Raw genomic sequence first — 12,851 nt, 5'->3', positions numbered from 1 at the left:
GACCCGGCGGCATCTCTGCTATTAGTATCGATAACTGGTACAGGGAACGGCAATAAACGTGCCAGTAATTTGGCAGTAGCTAAGTAGTATCCTCTATCGTATTGTGATAACGCTACTCACGGGCCGGGGGGTCTGTGAGGGGGTATGTAAGCCATGTCACGGGAACAGACCACTCAGTGTGGGGTATCGGGGAGTCAAATCGACCGGCGGACAGTGCTGAAGACAACGGCAACGGCGGCGGCGGTGGCCGCAGGCGGTGCGGGTGTCTCCGGATCGGCAGGGGCCAGCTCGACGGCATCAATTTCCTTCGAACGAACCACAATCGAGTCCTTCGATGGGACCGAACTCGGCGCGACGCTGTACGTCCCGCCGGAGAACGGCCCGCGTCCGTCGGTACTGATGACTCACGGCTGGGGTGCCTTCCGGCAGAGTCCGATCACAGTCCCGAAAGCCAAGGAGTACGCGAAAAATGGCTATACGGTGTTGACCTACGATTCTCGTGGGTTCAGTTCCTCCGAGGGGACTGTCGGCCTGAACGGGCCCAACGAGACCAGAGATGCCCAGCGGATGATCGACTTCCTCGCGAACGAGACCGGTCAGTACGGCATCGATGTCGCCCTCGACGGACCGGACAATCCGCGAGTCGGGATGGACGGCATCTCCTACGCTGGAGGGATCCAGTTCCAGGTCGCCGAGGCCGACGACCGACTCGACGCTTTGGTGCCGCGGATCACCTGGAACGACCTCGAATACTCGCTGGCCCCAGGTGGCGTCGTCAAATCAGGCTGGTTGACCGCACTGCTCGGCCTCGGTGAGATCAACACGCTGTTCGACGACGATGCAGACGTCACTGACAATCTCAGCCGCTGGTACGAACAGAGCATCGAAAACAACGAAGTCCCCGACGAGGCTATCGAGGCGTTCCAGAGCCGCTCAGTCGCGTACAAAGACGGCATCGATACGCCAACCTTCCTGATGCAGGGCTGGACCGATTCACTGTTCAACCCGACCGAGGCGCTCGATACGTACCGGCAACTGCAGGACGCAGGCACCGAGAGCCGACTGCTCTTCTACGAGGGTGGCCACGACCTGACCGAACTCACGGTCGATTTCTCGGACCGCGGCCGGATGAACGATCACGCTGTCCGGTGGATGGACCAGCACGTCCGCGGCGGAGAAACCGACGTGGCGCAGATATCGAACTACCTGCCACAGCGTGACCGCTGGCGTGAAGACGCGCAGTTCCCGCCCGCAGACACGACCACGGAGACCTACGAACTCGCCGACGGCGGGGAAGGCTCCAGCGCGGAACTCGAACAGGGCTGGGGCTGGTGGACCGACGAGGCTGTCACCTACAAGTGGACCGCCGGAGAAGATATCGAACTGATCGGCGAACCCACCATTGACCTGACCGTCGACGTGGCCGGGCCGGAAGCGCGACTCTTCTTCGAGTTGTTCCACGACGGTGACAACATCAACGGGATGGACCAGCCGATGCTGATCGATTCTTCGAGCACGCGAGACATCAGCGTCCAGTATCCTGCGATTCAGGAGTTCGTCAACGAAGGCGACTCCATCGGACTCGAAATCAGTGTCACGAACCCGTGGTATCTCGACTCCCGTGAGTCCGACGGCGTGACAATCGACGCCACAAACTCACGGCTGCATCTCCCACAGCGGCCCGACGAGAACGCACCTGAAGAGGACGACGACTGCTGGCTGTTATGTTAACAACGTAGCCCCTGCACGATATGCAACCACCGCAGTTGGGCGAAACTACTGTTGGGTTTTCCGATGGAAAGGGACAGTTATTTTGCTGTTGGTAGTCCCGTGTGAATCATGCGACTCGAAGACAAGACAGCACTTATCACAGGTGCGGCATCTGGCATCGGCGAAGCGACTTCCCTGCGGTTCGCCGAAGAGGGCGCAGAGGTCATCGTCACCGACATCAACAGCGACGAAGGGCCGAAAATCGCCGAAGAGATCAACGAGGCGGGCGGGGAAGCGACCTTCTACGAACTCGACGTGACCGACGAGCAGCGCTTCGACGACCTCGTCGAGGAGGTGTACGAGACACACGGACTCGATATTCTGGTCAACAACGCTGGCACGGGTCATCCCTCCTCCTACGTCGAGGATACTGACACCACAATGCGGGATTTCGTCATGGATGTCAACATCAAGGGCGTCTGGAACGGCTGTCACGCTGCGCTCCCACATCTGAAAGAACAAGGGTCGGGTTCGATCGTCAACGTCGGTTCACTGGCGAGTATCTTCGGCCTCCCCAAACAGGCCGCCTACTCTCTGAGCAAGGGCGCAGTACTCAATTTCACGCGCGCTGTCGCGGCCGAAGCCGGCCCGAAAGGTGTCCGTGCGAACACGGTCTGTCCCGGCTTCACCGACACGCCGCTTCTGGATCAGTTCCTCGCGGCGGCCGACGACCCCGAACAAGCCCGCGAGAAACTCCGCCAGGACTACCCGCTCGGACGGTTGGGTGAACCGGAAGAAATCGCAGATTGTATTCTGTTCCTCGCCAGCGACGAGGCGTCGTGGGTGACTGGCCACGGCCTCGTCGTCGACGGTGGATTCCGAACGAGCTAACCGCTACTGGCAGTACTGTTCAGAGAGAACTCCTGTCGGAGTCCCGGATCAGCTAATGAACTCGTTGTTTCGCCAATCGACCGCGTCGTCTTCGTCGGCTTCGCCTGGGTCCTCGACGACGGTGACCGATGCCGGGCGTCGTTCACCATCGACGATTTGGATGGCCTTGATATCCTCCTCGGTGGCGGCGACGGCAGTGAGCGTCCCTTTCTCTGCTCGGCTGGCAATTTGACAGAGAACCTGGAACATCTCGTACTGGAGTGCCGTGTTCTGGAGCACAGTCTCGCGGTCTCCCTTGAAACAGGCATACTCGACGAGTTCGGACTCGATTTCCTCTTCTTCTTCGAGCGATCCCCACTGCGGGCCGCCACCGGGGGAGGGGCCGCCTGGCCCTGCCTCGGGGTCTTCCTCGTACACGCGGTTTTCGGTGACACTCGCTTTCAACTGCGCAGTCGGCGTGTACTTGCTGATACTGTCATCATCCGGCACCGCGCTGATGATGAGTGTATTGTTTCGTCGTGTGATATCCACGTCCTCGATTCCGTCCGGTAGTTCCGGGTCCTCGAAATACTCGTGGACGTCCTCGAGCGGGAGTTCCAGTGTCGAATGAAGTCTGTATACGCGGCTGGTCATAGTTTGAGGAGTTCGAGTTCGGTCGTCAGCCCTGCACTGGCGCCGAGTGTTCACCCCTAACTATGGCCCCCACCCATATAGGGTCTACTCTTCGAGAACGGCAAATCGACTCCGATTACCCACGTTTGGTGGTGTTGCTGTCTCCACCCGGTCCGCGGGCAGGATCGGCCAACGCTGAAGGTGTCCGAATAAAAGCAGGTAATCAGTCGTCTGCGGCAGCGGTATCGTTACCGTCGTCGGTCGTCGGATACTCCTTTTCGATACTCGGCGGATATTTTCCGCGGTCGAGTTTGAGATCTGACTGTGGGCGGGCCATGCAGGTCAGCGCATACTCCTCGCGCTCTGCCTGTGTCAGTCCCCGAGCGGCAGGTTGCGTTACGTCGCCCTCCTCGATTTTCGCCGAACAGGCCAGACACATTCCGACCCGACAGGAGTACTCCTGTGCGATGCCCGCTTCGATGCACCGGCTCAGAATCGTTTCCTTATCCGACACTGTCAGACTCTCGCCGGTCCCGACGAACTCGACGGTGTACTCTGTCATATGCACTGATTCGACGGTCGATAACTAAATTCTTTATCAATACAGTGACCTGAGTGCGGCGACGGAATACCTGTCACTGGTCGTCGACTCCGGTCACTTCCATCAGTGGATAGCCATTTTCCATATGCATCTCCGTCGTTACTGCTATTCCGTCGTACTCGATGTCCATCTCTACGTCCATGAACTTCCCCGTGAGTTCGGTGTACGACGCCGGTCCTTCGTCGATAGTCGACGCGAGTGCGTCGGTATCCATATCGATACGGACGGCCTCGCAGTGGGGTTGGTTCTCGATTGACTCTTCTATCGCTGCCGCAAGCGAGGCGGCGCTGTCGGGGCTGACCGGTGCACCGGCGAACTGGTGATACAGCGTCCCGAACTTGATCCCCGCCTCGAAACAGGCTTCCTCGGTCTTTCGTGGCTCTCGTTCGCTCATACTGCTCGTTCCCGCCCGAGCATAAACCGCGCGTCGGTCCCGGCAAGGGCCGACAGCGGCCCCTGAGTGGGCCGTTTGTCGGCGCGCTGTCAACAGGTTACGGCCGAATCGTATGCTACTTATTACTCCCTGTGTTTGTGAAAACTGAATGGACGACCCGGTATTACTCACTGGAGCAGGAGGCCACGTCGGACGGACAGTCCTGAACGGGTTGCGCGAGGAGTATGACTGGCGACTCATGTTTCACAGCCAGCCGGCTCACGAACCGGAGTTTCCCTACTGGACCGGCGAGGTCGAAGACCACGCCGATGTCCGCCCTGCGATGGAGGATGTCAACGCAGTTATCCATCTCGCCGGTGATCCACGCCCGGAGGCCCCCTGGAAGAGTGTCCTCTCGAACAACATCGACGGCACGCACACCGTCTACGAGTGTGCCATCGAGGCCGGCGTCGAGAAGATGATCTTCGCCTCCTCGAATCACGCTGTTGGGGCCGCCGAGACCGACGACCGAACCCCGGATATGTACCGCGAACACGACGATTTCCGGCTCGAAGGCGACGAATTCCCCCGTCCCGGAAACAGATACGGAATCAGCAAAGCTACTGGTGAGGTGATCGGCCGCTTTTTCCACGACCAACACGACATCTCTGTCTGTAACATCCGCATCGGCAATCTGAACGAGGACCACCCGCCTATCGACTACGAACGCGGCCAAGCAATGTGGCTCTCGCCACGCGACTGCGCCCAGATCCACGCGCGTGCACTCGAAGCCGACTACGACTTCGAGATTGTCTACGGCATCTCCGACAACGACCGCAAGTACTACTCCCTCGAACGGGCCAAGGAAGCGCTCGGCTACGAGCCAGACGACAACTCCGCGGAGTGGGACGGCGAGACGCGAATTTCCGGCAACAGCGAATCGGTCAACGTGGGCGAGTAACTCTTTCTCGACGTGCGGTCCAACTGTGGCATTCTCAGCACCCGAGAACCCCCCCAATGTTCTTTGTTTATTGATACTCGAGATGCCATTATGACCCTGCTCGTCCCGTTCGATGGCTCAGAACTGGCTGAGGCGGCACTCGTTCGTGCCGCAGAGTTCGGGCACGTCTTCGACGAAGATGTGCTGGCTGTCAGTGTCATTCCGGACGGAGACACGGACTACGCCAGCGAACGCGGCTGGATCGAGGAGGGCGAGGAGTTCGATCTAAACGCTGTCGTTTCGACGCTGCACGAGCAGGTGACCGATCTGTGCCCGAGTACAAACTTCCGGCACACGGTCGTCGACCGGTACGCACCAGCAGGCTCGATAGCCAAACGTCTGCGGAAGATTGCCCGTAAAGAAGACGCATCGATGGTCTTCCTTGGCAGCGAAAACGCCGGTCACTTCGTCACGACAGTCAGCAGCGTTGGACAGACTGTCGCAGCGGACGAAGCCTACGATGTCGTCATCGTTCGAGACCGGAGTCCGGCCAAGATTGCCAAACTTAACGATGTCTCTCCGCACAAAAAGTCGCGATCAGACTTCTATCTCTCGGAGTAACTTCCGCGTGCCGTTCGTTCCTCAGGTTGATCTCACTCCGCTGAACGGACGAACGCGCCGAGGGCCCGCCGGAGTTCCGTCGCTTGCGCTGATCTGGCGGTGGGTCCGAGTTCGAGTTGGATCCCTCCGTCAGATTCGGCCAGCCAGTTGACGAAGTTCTCGGGATGCGTACCGGTGTACTGCCCGTCAGTCGCGACGCGGACTGGGACTGAAAGCGCCTCGTCTAGTCGGTCGACGACTGCTTCCTTCCGCGCGGTATTGGCTCCCCCACCGACCAGTACTTCGTCGTCAGCGAGGCCATGGATGCTGAGGACGTGCTCGAACCCTCTCTCGGCGATTTCGCCGAGCAGCGGATACTTCGGTGGATCGATTGCCTTCGAAGGGGGGTGAAAGCGGTCGAACGCGCTGCCGTCTCCCTCGTAGCCGAGCGTCGCCCAACAGCTCGCGTCGTCGGTGTCCATCGCCACTTCGAGGGCGAGTTCGGCCGTTCCGGGCTCGACAGCGCCCCCGTGGCCAGCACAGATTAGCGTCCCATCGTGCGCGCCGTCGTCGTAGAGCAACTCGATAAGATGGGCCGTCTCGCCGACCTCTACCGGTTGTGTCGAGATGAACCGTCGAGTCACAGTTACCAATCGGAGCATGGATCATTAACCGTAGTGGTTCCGACAACGCGGTCGATATCCTCTTTTGAACGCGGTCGTAATCCCGGCATGGTCACCGAGACTGTCGCTGTCCCAGCACCGGTCGTCCGGTTTCCGATCGGCCTCGTCGGCGGAGTGCTCGCAACGCTGGCAATGGATCTCATCATGACACGACTCCCGGAAGGGGAGACGCCACCCGGAGTCGCGGCCGGTGTGTTGACGAAGACTCACCCGGATAAGGCCCCCGACCGACTCGGCACTGTTGCGCACTATCTCGCCGGTGTCGGCACGGGACTACTTTTCGTCTGGCTCTCGCTTGCGACTGAAGCGCTCGCGTCCGGCTCCTCAGTGCTGACGACCGTCGTCACCGGTGTGGTGCTGTACGTCCTGATGGTCGGCTTTTTCGTGCTCGTTCCCCTGCCGCGGGCCCCGGGACTGTCCTCGGATCGCCGGCGGACGACGGGCCGTGACTGGGCGATTATGGCCGCTGGCTACCTGCTCGTTCTCGTTCCGGCAGTCACCCTCGGAAACCAGTTGCTCACCTGATGGAAGTCGTTAGACTGTTAGTGTTGTATCATCTCTACGAAAACAATGAAACAGCCACCGAGCGATACACGAGAAGAGTCACCAGGTGATTCGGGCTCGGACCCGACACAGCCGAGGATTGCGGGTGCCCTGTTAGTCGTCACTGGGCTCGTTCACCTCGTTGCACCGACGACCCTGCTCGGGTTGGCCGAGCGCAGTTACAGACTCGTCCTGAGCGTCGACTTCGAGCCTCGTCAAGGGGCATCGACCCGCGTTCGCGCTCTCGGACTCGGTTTGGTCGCCGCCGGAGCACACCTGTTGTACTACGGCGGCCTCTTGCCATCAGACAAATAATTCGAGTCTTTTCGGTGCTCGCGACGAAAACCAACAGTGACGACCGTAATTTAATTCAATGAGTACACCAACTAGCGCTTGAATGCCACAATCGTTTCACGTGGGGCTGGTACAGCACGATCCGATAGTGGGCGATGTGGCCGGTAACCTCGCCACACTCGAAGACGAGATCGAAGCCGCGAGTCGGGCCGGTGCCGATCTGGTCGTCACTCCGGAACTCGCGGTGCTGGGCTATCCACCGCGTGATCTCCTCCACCGAAACGGCGTCCTTGCAGCACAGGAAGCCGCTATCGACCGACTCGCTGCCCTGACCGAAACCGGTCCAGCGGTGATCGTCGGCGTGGCGACAGAGTCCGACTTCGCGACTGGTCCACCGCTGCAGAACGGTGCCGTGGTCTTGGCTGGTGGCGAGCGACGAGCAACCTACGCCAAGCGACTGCTCCCGACTTACGATGTCTTCGACGAACACCGATATTTCGATCCCGGTCGGGAACCGCTTACCGTCGACATCAACGATGTGACGGTCGGGGTGAGCATCTGCGAAGACGCCTGGCACGACGCCTCGATCACCGGCAAGCGTCGCCACGGCATCGACCCGCTGGGCGAACTCGCCGACGCCGGTGCGGATCTACTCGTTACCCTCTCGGCGAGCCCGTTCAGTCTCGGCAAGCCACAGCGGCGGGTCGAACGCTTCGCGGGACACGCGACCAAGACGGATCTTCCGATTGTCTTCGCCAATCAGGTCGGCGGCAACGACGACCTGCTCTTCGACGGCAACTCGCTGGGTATCGACGGTGAGGGCCGAGTTATCGAGCGATTTCCAGCCTTCGAGGAAGCGACGGCAACTGTCGATCTCTTCGAGGGCGGTGATACGAACGCTTCGACGACGAGAGCCTCGCGCGCTTCGCAGGCCCGCAAGGCACTCCGCCTCGGTGTCAGCGACTACATGGAAAAAACGGGTTTCGACGATGTAATCATCGGAATGTCCGGTGGGATCGATTCGACAGCGGCGGCCATCCTCGCGGTCGACGCACTCGGTCCCGAGCACGTCTACGGCGTCTCACTGCCGAGTACGATCACGAGCGACGCCAGTATCGAAGACGCACGCGCTGTTGGGGACAATCTCGGCATCGAGTTCGACGTCGTCCCGGTCGGCGGAGCGGTCGAAACGCTGGAAGCGACGATCGAATCCGCAACGGGCGAGGCAGTCGAGGGGCTGGCGGCGGAGAACATTCAGGCCCGCGCTCGCGGGGTCGTCCTCATGACACTCGCGAACACCCGAGGGGCGTTTGTCCTCACGCCGGACAACAAAAGTGAAGCGGCGGTCGGCTACTGCACACTCTACGGCGATACGGTCGGCGCGCTCGCGCCACTCGGAGACTGTTACAAGACCCTCGTCTACGAACTGGCCGAGTACTACAACGACCACCCGCCGGTCGGTTCGGAGCCAATTATTCCCGAGCGCGTCATCGACAAACCGCCGACGGCGGAACTCCGCGAGGACCAGACCGACGAAGACGAACTCCCAGAGTACGACGCTCTCGATCCGGTTCTCGAAGCGTACATTCACGGGCAGGCGACCGGTGACAACCTGCGCGGGGAGTTCCCGGATCATGTCGTCGACGAAGCGCTCTCACGGATTGCCCGCTCGGAGTTCAAACGCTGGCAGACGCCGCCGCCGCTCCGGATAACCAAAAAATCGTTCGACCGCGGCTGGAAGTATCCGATTGCGGCGAGTTACGATGCTGTGCTGGAGACCGATGAGAAGATTACGTCCACAGAGACAGATTAATTGCAGGACTTCTGTGTCCTCTGGCGTTACCAACCCTAAGTCAAGTGAATTGGTGGCCTATTCCACTCTTACGGTCAATACTCAGTTCAATTAAGTACATTTTCCAAAATATAAATACGAGTATTGCCACTATCCCTATCCCCAATACTGTGATTAGAGGAATTAAATTCACAATGAATATATTTTGACTAGATATTACAAACTGTGCAAATAAACCAATGCCCAGCGCAATTGATATTGATAAAATAGCCTGTGTTATTCTCCACCATCTAGTTAGATGTAACTCAAGAGCCTCTATATGGAATATAAACTTAGGAATCGGAGAACAACTGTACACTGCAAAAACCATCCCAAGGATAACTGTTTGAACAGTACTTGCTAATATAAATGGTCTGTTTGTGCACCCGTTACACTCATATGTAAAAGAAAGTATAGGATTTGTCATCCCTATATAAATGACTGTTGGATAGAGGAGAAATATCGTTGCCATTCCAAAGATTGTTCCTACAACACTATCCCAGACCACATTGAATAGAAGGCTAACAAACGTACTGAGAATGAGTAATATTACAACTAATACGATACTGTACCCGGATGCACCGTTGGGATATTAATTTGCTTGATACATTAATGTAATTAATAAAAGACTGCTGTATCCCCCATAGGAAAGCACCTATCCAACTACGGAGTGGTGAAGATCTCTTGTATGTCAAAAGTGGAATTTTCAAATGTGCTTTACTTACATCCATGATTTAATTATATATTTTCTATGTTCCATCAAGATGATAATATTTGCTACAGTAAATAGTAACCAAACAGTAACCGTAGCCTCCATTTTCTTTGTCCACTCTAGGCCCGCTAGCATCCGCGCGAGCAGAGCGAGCGCGGTTCACTCCGCCGGAGCGAAGCGACGGCGGAGGTCGTTTTTCCCCTAGTTTTTGCGAGGGCGTGGTTCCCGCAGCGAGCGCGAGGTCGAACGAAGTGAGACCTCGTCAGGCGAGCGGCGGAGCCGCGAGCCTTCGGCTCGCGAGGAAACCCAACCGAGTAAAAAGAGGTAGTGCGCCGGCCGGGAATTGAACCCGGGCTATGAGCTTGGGAAGCTCATGTCCTACCACTAGACCACCGGCGCTCACTCGCTTCGCTCGTTCGCCCCGAGATTCGTAAATCCGCTGGATTTACTCATCACCAGCGCTCGTCCGCTTCGCCCGTTCGCCCCGAGGCTCACAAATCCGCTAGATTTGCTCACCACGAACGCTCAATTCGAAGTTCCACGCCAGGACTTACAAATCCTCCGGACTGTCGACTGTCGCCCCCACCTGTAGCCAGCTCCCACAGTCATGCGCGTCCCGACCGGTGGAACTATGGGTACTTTCGCTGTGCTCACAGCCACAGATGCTACGGTAGATGATACATAACAAGTATGAATATCCTAACATCCTAATTTTGGACCTCCTACAGGGTTGTCCGCTGAGTGATAAAGTAACAATATTCTTATATGTGTCGAAAATTTTTATACCCCATCATATGTATAGGTCGCTAGTTGGTAACGAGGCTGGTAATTGAGTCGAAGACAACCGTTGCCTGTGTCGGTCTGGCGAGACTGGGTTGCTGAGGAGTCGTCGCGACCGACTGTCGGTTGACACACTCGTCCACTACGGGGGTACACAATATGCACGATCTTCACCACGAGACTGCACAGACCGGCAAATACGAACGACGCAGTTCAGAGGGGTGGAACCGATGATAGCAAGCGTTGCCGGGGCCTTCGCGACCGTCCCGCTGCAACTCCAAGACAGCGCGATTCCGGGCGCTGGTGAGGCGGGTGCGCTCCAACTATTGCTCGCGGCCGTCCCGCTGCTCATCACGGCGGTACTTCTGGTCGGATTCCTGTGGCCAGCGACGCGCGCGATGCCTATCGCCTGGATCTCAGCCGTCATTATCGGCTTCGTAATCTGGGGCGTACCGATACGGTGGCTTGCCGCCTCGTCTATCGTCGGCGTAATGACAGCCTTCGAGATCCTGTTTATCGTGGCCGGTGCAATCGTTCTCTTGTACACGATGATGCAGGCCGGTGCGCTCGACAGGATCAACAAAGGCTTCGCCCGGATCTCTGAGGACCGACGGGTTCAGATCGTCCTGCTCGGGTTCTTCATGGCCACGTTCATCGAGGGCGCGGCCGGGTTCGGGACCCCAGCGGCGGTCGTCGCGCCGCTGCTTCTGGGGCTCGGATTCCCAGCGCTCGCGGCAGTCATCGCGGCGATTATCGGCCACATCATCGCCGTGACCTACGGTGCAGTCGGCACGCCGATCATCGTCGGTATCGAGGCGCCGTTCTCGACGGGTCGGTATCCGGAAGCCATCGCCGAGGGCGGATTCGCCAATGCAGGCGATTACGCCGTCGAAGTCGCCGCATGGGCGGCGACCTACCACGCGCTGGTCGGCTTCATGATGCCGCTGATCGCCGTCGCAATGGTCACGTACTTCTTCGGCGAGGAGAAGTCGCTCGAACCGGCGAAGGAAGTCATCCCGCTGTGTCTGGTCGCGGGAGTTTCCTTCGCGATTCCGTACTGGATCTCCGCGTGGTTCTTCACCGCGGAGTTCCCGTCGCTGATCGGGTCGATGGTCGGCGGTGCGTTCACCGTCAGTCTGCTCAGAGCGGGCTACCTGGTTCCCGATACCGAGTGGCGGTTCCCCGACCGCGACAGCTGGGCTGATCACTGGGTCGGCGATATCGAACCAGGTAGCGCAGACATGAGTGAGGACGGCAGCGACGAGATGTCCCTGCTGAAGGCGTGGTCGCCGTACATCCTGCTCGTGATTCTGCTGGTGATCACCCGCGCAGTCGACGCGATCTCCGGACCGATCGGCAACCCCGAGAACTCCGTCGAGTTCGCCGTCTCCGGGCTCGGTTCCTTCCAGCTCGGCGTCGTGATTAACTGGAGCAGTATCCTCGGCTACGAACAGCTCGCCGGCGGAATCGGATGGGTTAGTGTCCCCGGATTCTGGCTGTTCGTCTCCGCAGTCGCAGCGATCTTCATCTTCGGGATGTCCGGCGACGAGATCGGTTCCGCCTGGCGCGAGGCGGGACAGAAACTCGTCTCCCCGGTCATCGCGCTGGTGTTCGTGATCGCGATGGTCCAGGTGATGCTCAACACCGGGACCTACTACGGAATCGAAGGAATCGACGCATCCGGCGCAGAGCAGGTCATCTCCCAGGGCGGCGATGACCTCTGGCGCAACGCCAACATGATCGAGGTGCTCGCGGTCGCCACCGCGGGGGCGCTCGGAAACGCCTATCCGGCTATTGCATCGCTGATCGGTGCGCTCGGCGCGGCGATGACCGGATCGAACACCGTCTCGAACCTCACCTTCGCGCAGTTCCAGTTCACCGCCGCCCAGCAGATCGGCGTCCCGACGCAGTTGATCGTCGGCGCCCAGGCCGTCGGCGGAGCGATCGGTAATCTGATCGCGATTCACAACGTCGTCGCCGCCGTCGCGACGGTCGGACTCATCGGTCAGGAAGGGCGAGTCATCCGACTGAATCTGATACCAGTCGCCTACTACGCCTTCTTCGTCGGCTTGCTGACGATGCTGTTTTCGTTCGTCCTCTTCACTGACCTGTTCGTGATCCTCCCGTTCGTGTAGTTGGAACGGCCGGGAGAACGGCTTTTATTTGCGGTTGCAGGCGCCTGGCCGAGCCAGAACGGATAACACAAAAGTACTCTCACATCAAAATATGATTGTTAGTAGCACACATGGACTGTGGAACGCGGCCATTGGCAGCCAGAAAC

At 58.7% G+C, this 12,851-nt stretch carries 13 protein-coding genes and 1 tRNA gene; 8 read left to right on the top strand and 6 right to left on the bottom strand.

Going from position 1 to position 12,851, the window contains the following annotated elements; all coding sequences use genetic code 11:
• Positions 1–153: 153 nt before the first annotated feature.
• Together V8P86_RS01935 and V8P86_RS01930 are read left to right on the top strand one after the other, a co-directional pair.
• A complete protein-coding gene (locus tag V8P86_RS01935; RefSeq protein WP_336325551.1) occupies positions 154–1,731 on the top strand; it encodes a CocE/NonD family hydrolase in 1,578 nt (525 codons plus the stop codon).
• 108 nt (positions 1,732–1,839) lie between these two features.
• Entirely contained in the window at positions 1,840–2,601 is a 762-nt protein-coding gene (locus V8P86_RS01930; protein WP_336325550.1) for an SDR family NAD(P)-dependent oxidoreductase, read from the top strand.
• A 48-nt stretch (positions 2,602–2,649) separates the two neighbouring features.
• Here V8P86_RS01930 and V8P86_RS01925 read toward each other — a convergent pair whose 3' ends face one another.
• The 3 genes from V8P86_RS01925 to V8P86_RS01915 all read right to left on the bottom strand — a co-directional run bounded on the left by V8P86_RS01925 (position 2,650) and on the right by V8P86_RS01915 (position 4,208).
• A complete protein-coding gene (locus V8P86_RS01925) occupies positions 2,650–3,234 on the bottom strand; it encodes a DUF7110 family protein (RefSeq protein ID WP_336325549.1) in 585 nt (194 codons plus the stop codon).
• A gap of 202 nt (positions 3,235–3,436) precedes the next feature.
• Entirely contained in the window at positions 3,437–3,775 is a 339-nt protein-coding gene (locus V8P86_RS01920) for a 2Fe-2S iron-sulfur cluster-binding protein (protein ID WP_336325548.1), read from the bottom strand.
• Between the two features lie 73 nt (positions 3,776–3,848).
• On the bottom strand, positions 3,849–4,208 hold the full coding sequence (locus V8P86_RS01915) for a dihydroneopterin aldolase family protein (protein ID WP_336325547.1): 360 nt from the start codon (positions 4,206–4,208) through the stop codon (positions 3,849–3,851).
• A gap of 148 nt (positions 4,209–4,356) precedes the next feature.
• On the opposite strand from V8P86_RS01915, the gene azf reads away from it, so the two are divergent.
• On the top strand, positions 4,357–5,148 hold the full coding sequence (gene azf / locus V8P86_RS01910) for an NAD-dependent glucose-6-phosphate dehydrogenase Azf (RefSeq protein WP_336325546.1): 792 nt from the start codon (positions 4,357–4,359) through the stop codon (positions 5,146–5,148).
• A 90-nt stretch (positions 5,149–5,238) separates the two neighbouring features.
• On the top strand, positions 5,239–5,748 hold the full coding sequence (locus V8P86_RS01905) for a universal stress protein (protein ID WP_336325545.1): 510 nt from the start codon (positions 5,239–5,241) through the stop codon (positions 5,746–5,748).
• 32 nt (positions 5,749–5,780) lie between these two features.
• Here V8P86_RS01905 and V8P86_RS01900 read toward each other — a convergent pair whose 3' ends face one another.
• Complete coding sequence (locus V8P86_RS01900; RefSeq protein ID WP_336325544.1) at positions 5,781–6,371, bottom strand: poly-gamma-glutamate hydrolase family protein; 591 nt, start codon at positions 6,369–6,371, stop codon at positions 5,781–5,783.
• 87 nt (positions 6,372–6,458) lie between these two features.
• On the opposite strand from V8P86_RS01900, the gene V8P86_RS01895 reads away from it, so the two are divergent.
• The 3 genes from V8P86_RS01895 (at position 6,459) to V8P86_RS01885 (ending at position 9,060) form a co-directional block, all read left to right on the top strand.
• Positions 6,459–6,935 carry a hypothetical protein gene (locus V8P86_RS01895; RefSeq protein WP_336325543.1) on the top strand — a complete coding sequence of 159 codons (477 nt, stop codon included), beginning with the start codon at positions 6,459–6,461 and terminating at the stop codon, positions 6,933–6,935.
• 45 nt (positions 6,936–6,980) lie between these two features.
• Positions 6,981–7,268: a hypothetical protein gene (locus tag V8P86_RS01890; protein WP_336325542.1), complete on the top strand. Its 288-nt coding sequence runs from the start codon at positions 6,981–6,983 to the stop codon at positions 7,266–7,268.
• Positions 7,269–7,350: 82 nt separating this feature from the next.
• The gene (locus V8P86_RS01885) at positions 7,351–9,060 is read left to right on the top strand and encodes an NAD+ synthase (protein WP_336325541.1); all 1,710 of its coding nucleotides are present in this window, start codon (positions 7,351–7,353) and stop codon (positions 9,058–9,060) included.
• Positions 9,061–9,100: 40 nt separating this feature from the next.
• On the opposite strand, the gene V8P86_RS01880 is transcribed toward V8P86_RS01885, so the two are convergent.
• Both V8P86_RS01880 and V8P86_RS01875 read right to left on the bottom strand, forming a co-directional pair.
• Positions 9,101–9,586, bottom strand: a complete 486-nt coding sequence (locus V8P86_RS01880) for a hypothetical protein (protein ID WP_336325540.1) — start codon at positions 9,584–9,586, stop codon at positions 9,101–9,103.
• A gap of 532 nt (positions 9,587–10,118) precedes the next feature.
• Positions 10,119–10,189 (bottom strand) — tRNA-Gly (locus tag V8P86_RS01875).
• 611 nt (positions 10,190–10,800) lie between these two features.
• Between V8P86_RS01875 and V8P86_RS01870 the strand changes: the two genes are divergently transcribed.
• On the top strand, positions 10,801–12,705 hold the full coding sequence (locus V8P86_RS01870; protein WP_336325539.1) for an L-lactate permease: 1,905 nt from the start codon (positions 10,801–10,803) through the stop codon (positions 12,703–12,705).
• Positions 12,706–12,851: the final 146 nt, after the last annotated feature.

The organism is Halovenus anhuiensis, from assembly GCF_037080055.1.
GTDB lineage: Archaea > Halobacteriota > Halobacteria > Halobacteriales > Haloarculaceae > Halovenus.
Note: the sequence above shows the minus strand (reverse complement) of the source record. Positions and strands in the feature narration are given on the sequence as shown.

Bases quoted from the DNA above. Each gene is read 5' to 3' on its own strand.
- V8P86_RS01935 (WP_336325551.1), top strand. From the start codon at position 154: ATGTCACGGGAACAGACCACTCAGTGTGGGGTATCGGGGAGTCAAATC.
- V8P86_RS01930 (WP_336325550.1), top strand. From the start codon at position 1,840: ATGCGACTCGAAGACAAGACAGCACTTATCACAGGTGCGGCATCTGGC.
- V8P86_RS01925 (WP_336325549.1), bottom strand. From the start codon at position 3,234: ATGACCAGCCGCGTATACAGACTTCATTCGACACTGGAACTCCCGCTC.
- V8P86_RS01920 (WP_336325548.1), bottom strand. From the start codon at position 3,775: ATGACAGAGTACACCGTCGAGTTCGTCGGGACCGGCGAGAGTCTGACA.
- V8P86_RS01915 (WP_336325547.1), bottom strand. From the start codon at position 4,208: ATGAGCGAACGAGAGCCACGAAAGACCGAGGAAGCCTGTTTCGAGGCG.
- azf (WP_336325546.1), top strand. From the start codon at position 4,357: ATGGACGACCCGGTATTACTCACTGGAGCAGGAGGCCACGTCGGACGG.
- V8P86_RS01905 (WP_336325545.1), top strand. From the start codon at position 5,239: ATGACCCTGCTCGTCCCGTTCGATGGCTCAGAACTGGCTGAGGCGGCA.
- V8P86_RS01895 (WP_336325543.1), top strand. From the start codon at position 6,459: ATGGTCACCGAGACTGTCGCTGTCCCAGCACCGGTCGTCCGGTTTCCG.
- V8P86_RS01890 (WP_336325542.1), top strand. From the start codon at position 6,981: ATGAAACAGCCACCGAGCGATACACGAGAAGAGTCACCAGGTGATTCG.
- V8P86_RS01885 (WP_336325541.1), top strand. From the start codon at position 7,351: ATGCCACAATCGTTTCACGTGGGGCTGGTACAGCACGATCCGATAGTG.
- V8P86_RS01870 (WP_336325539.1), top strand. From the start codon at position 10,801: ATGATAGCAAGCGTTGCCGGGGCCTTCGCGACCGTCCCGCTGCAACTC.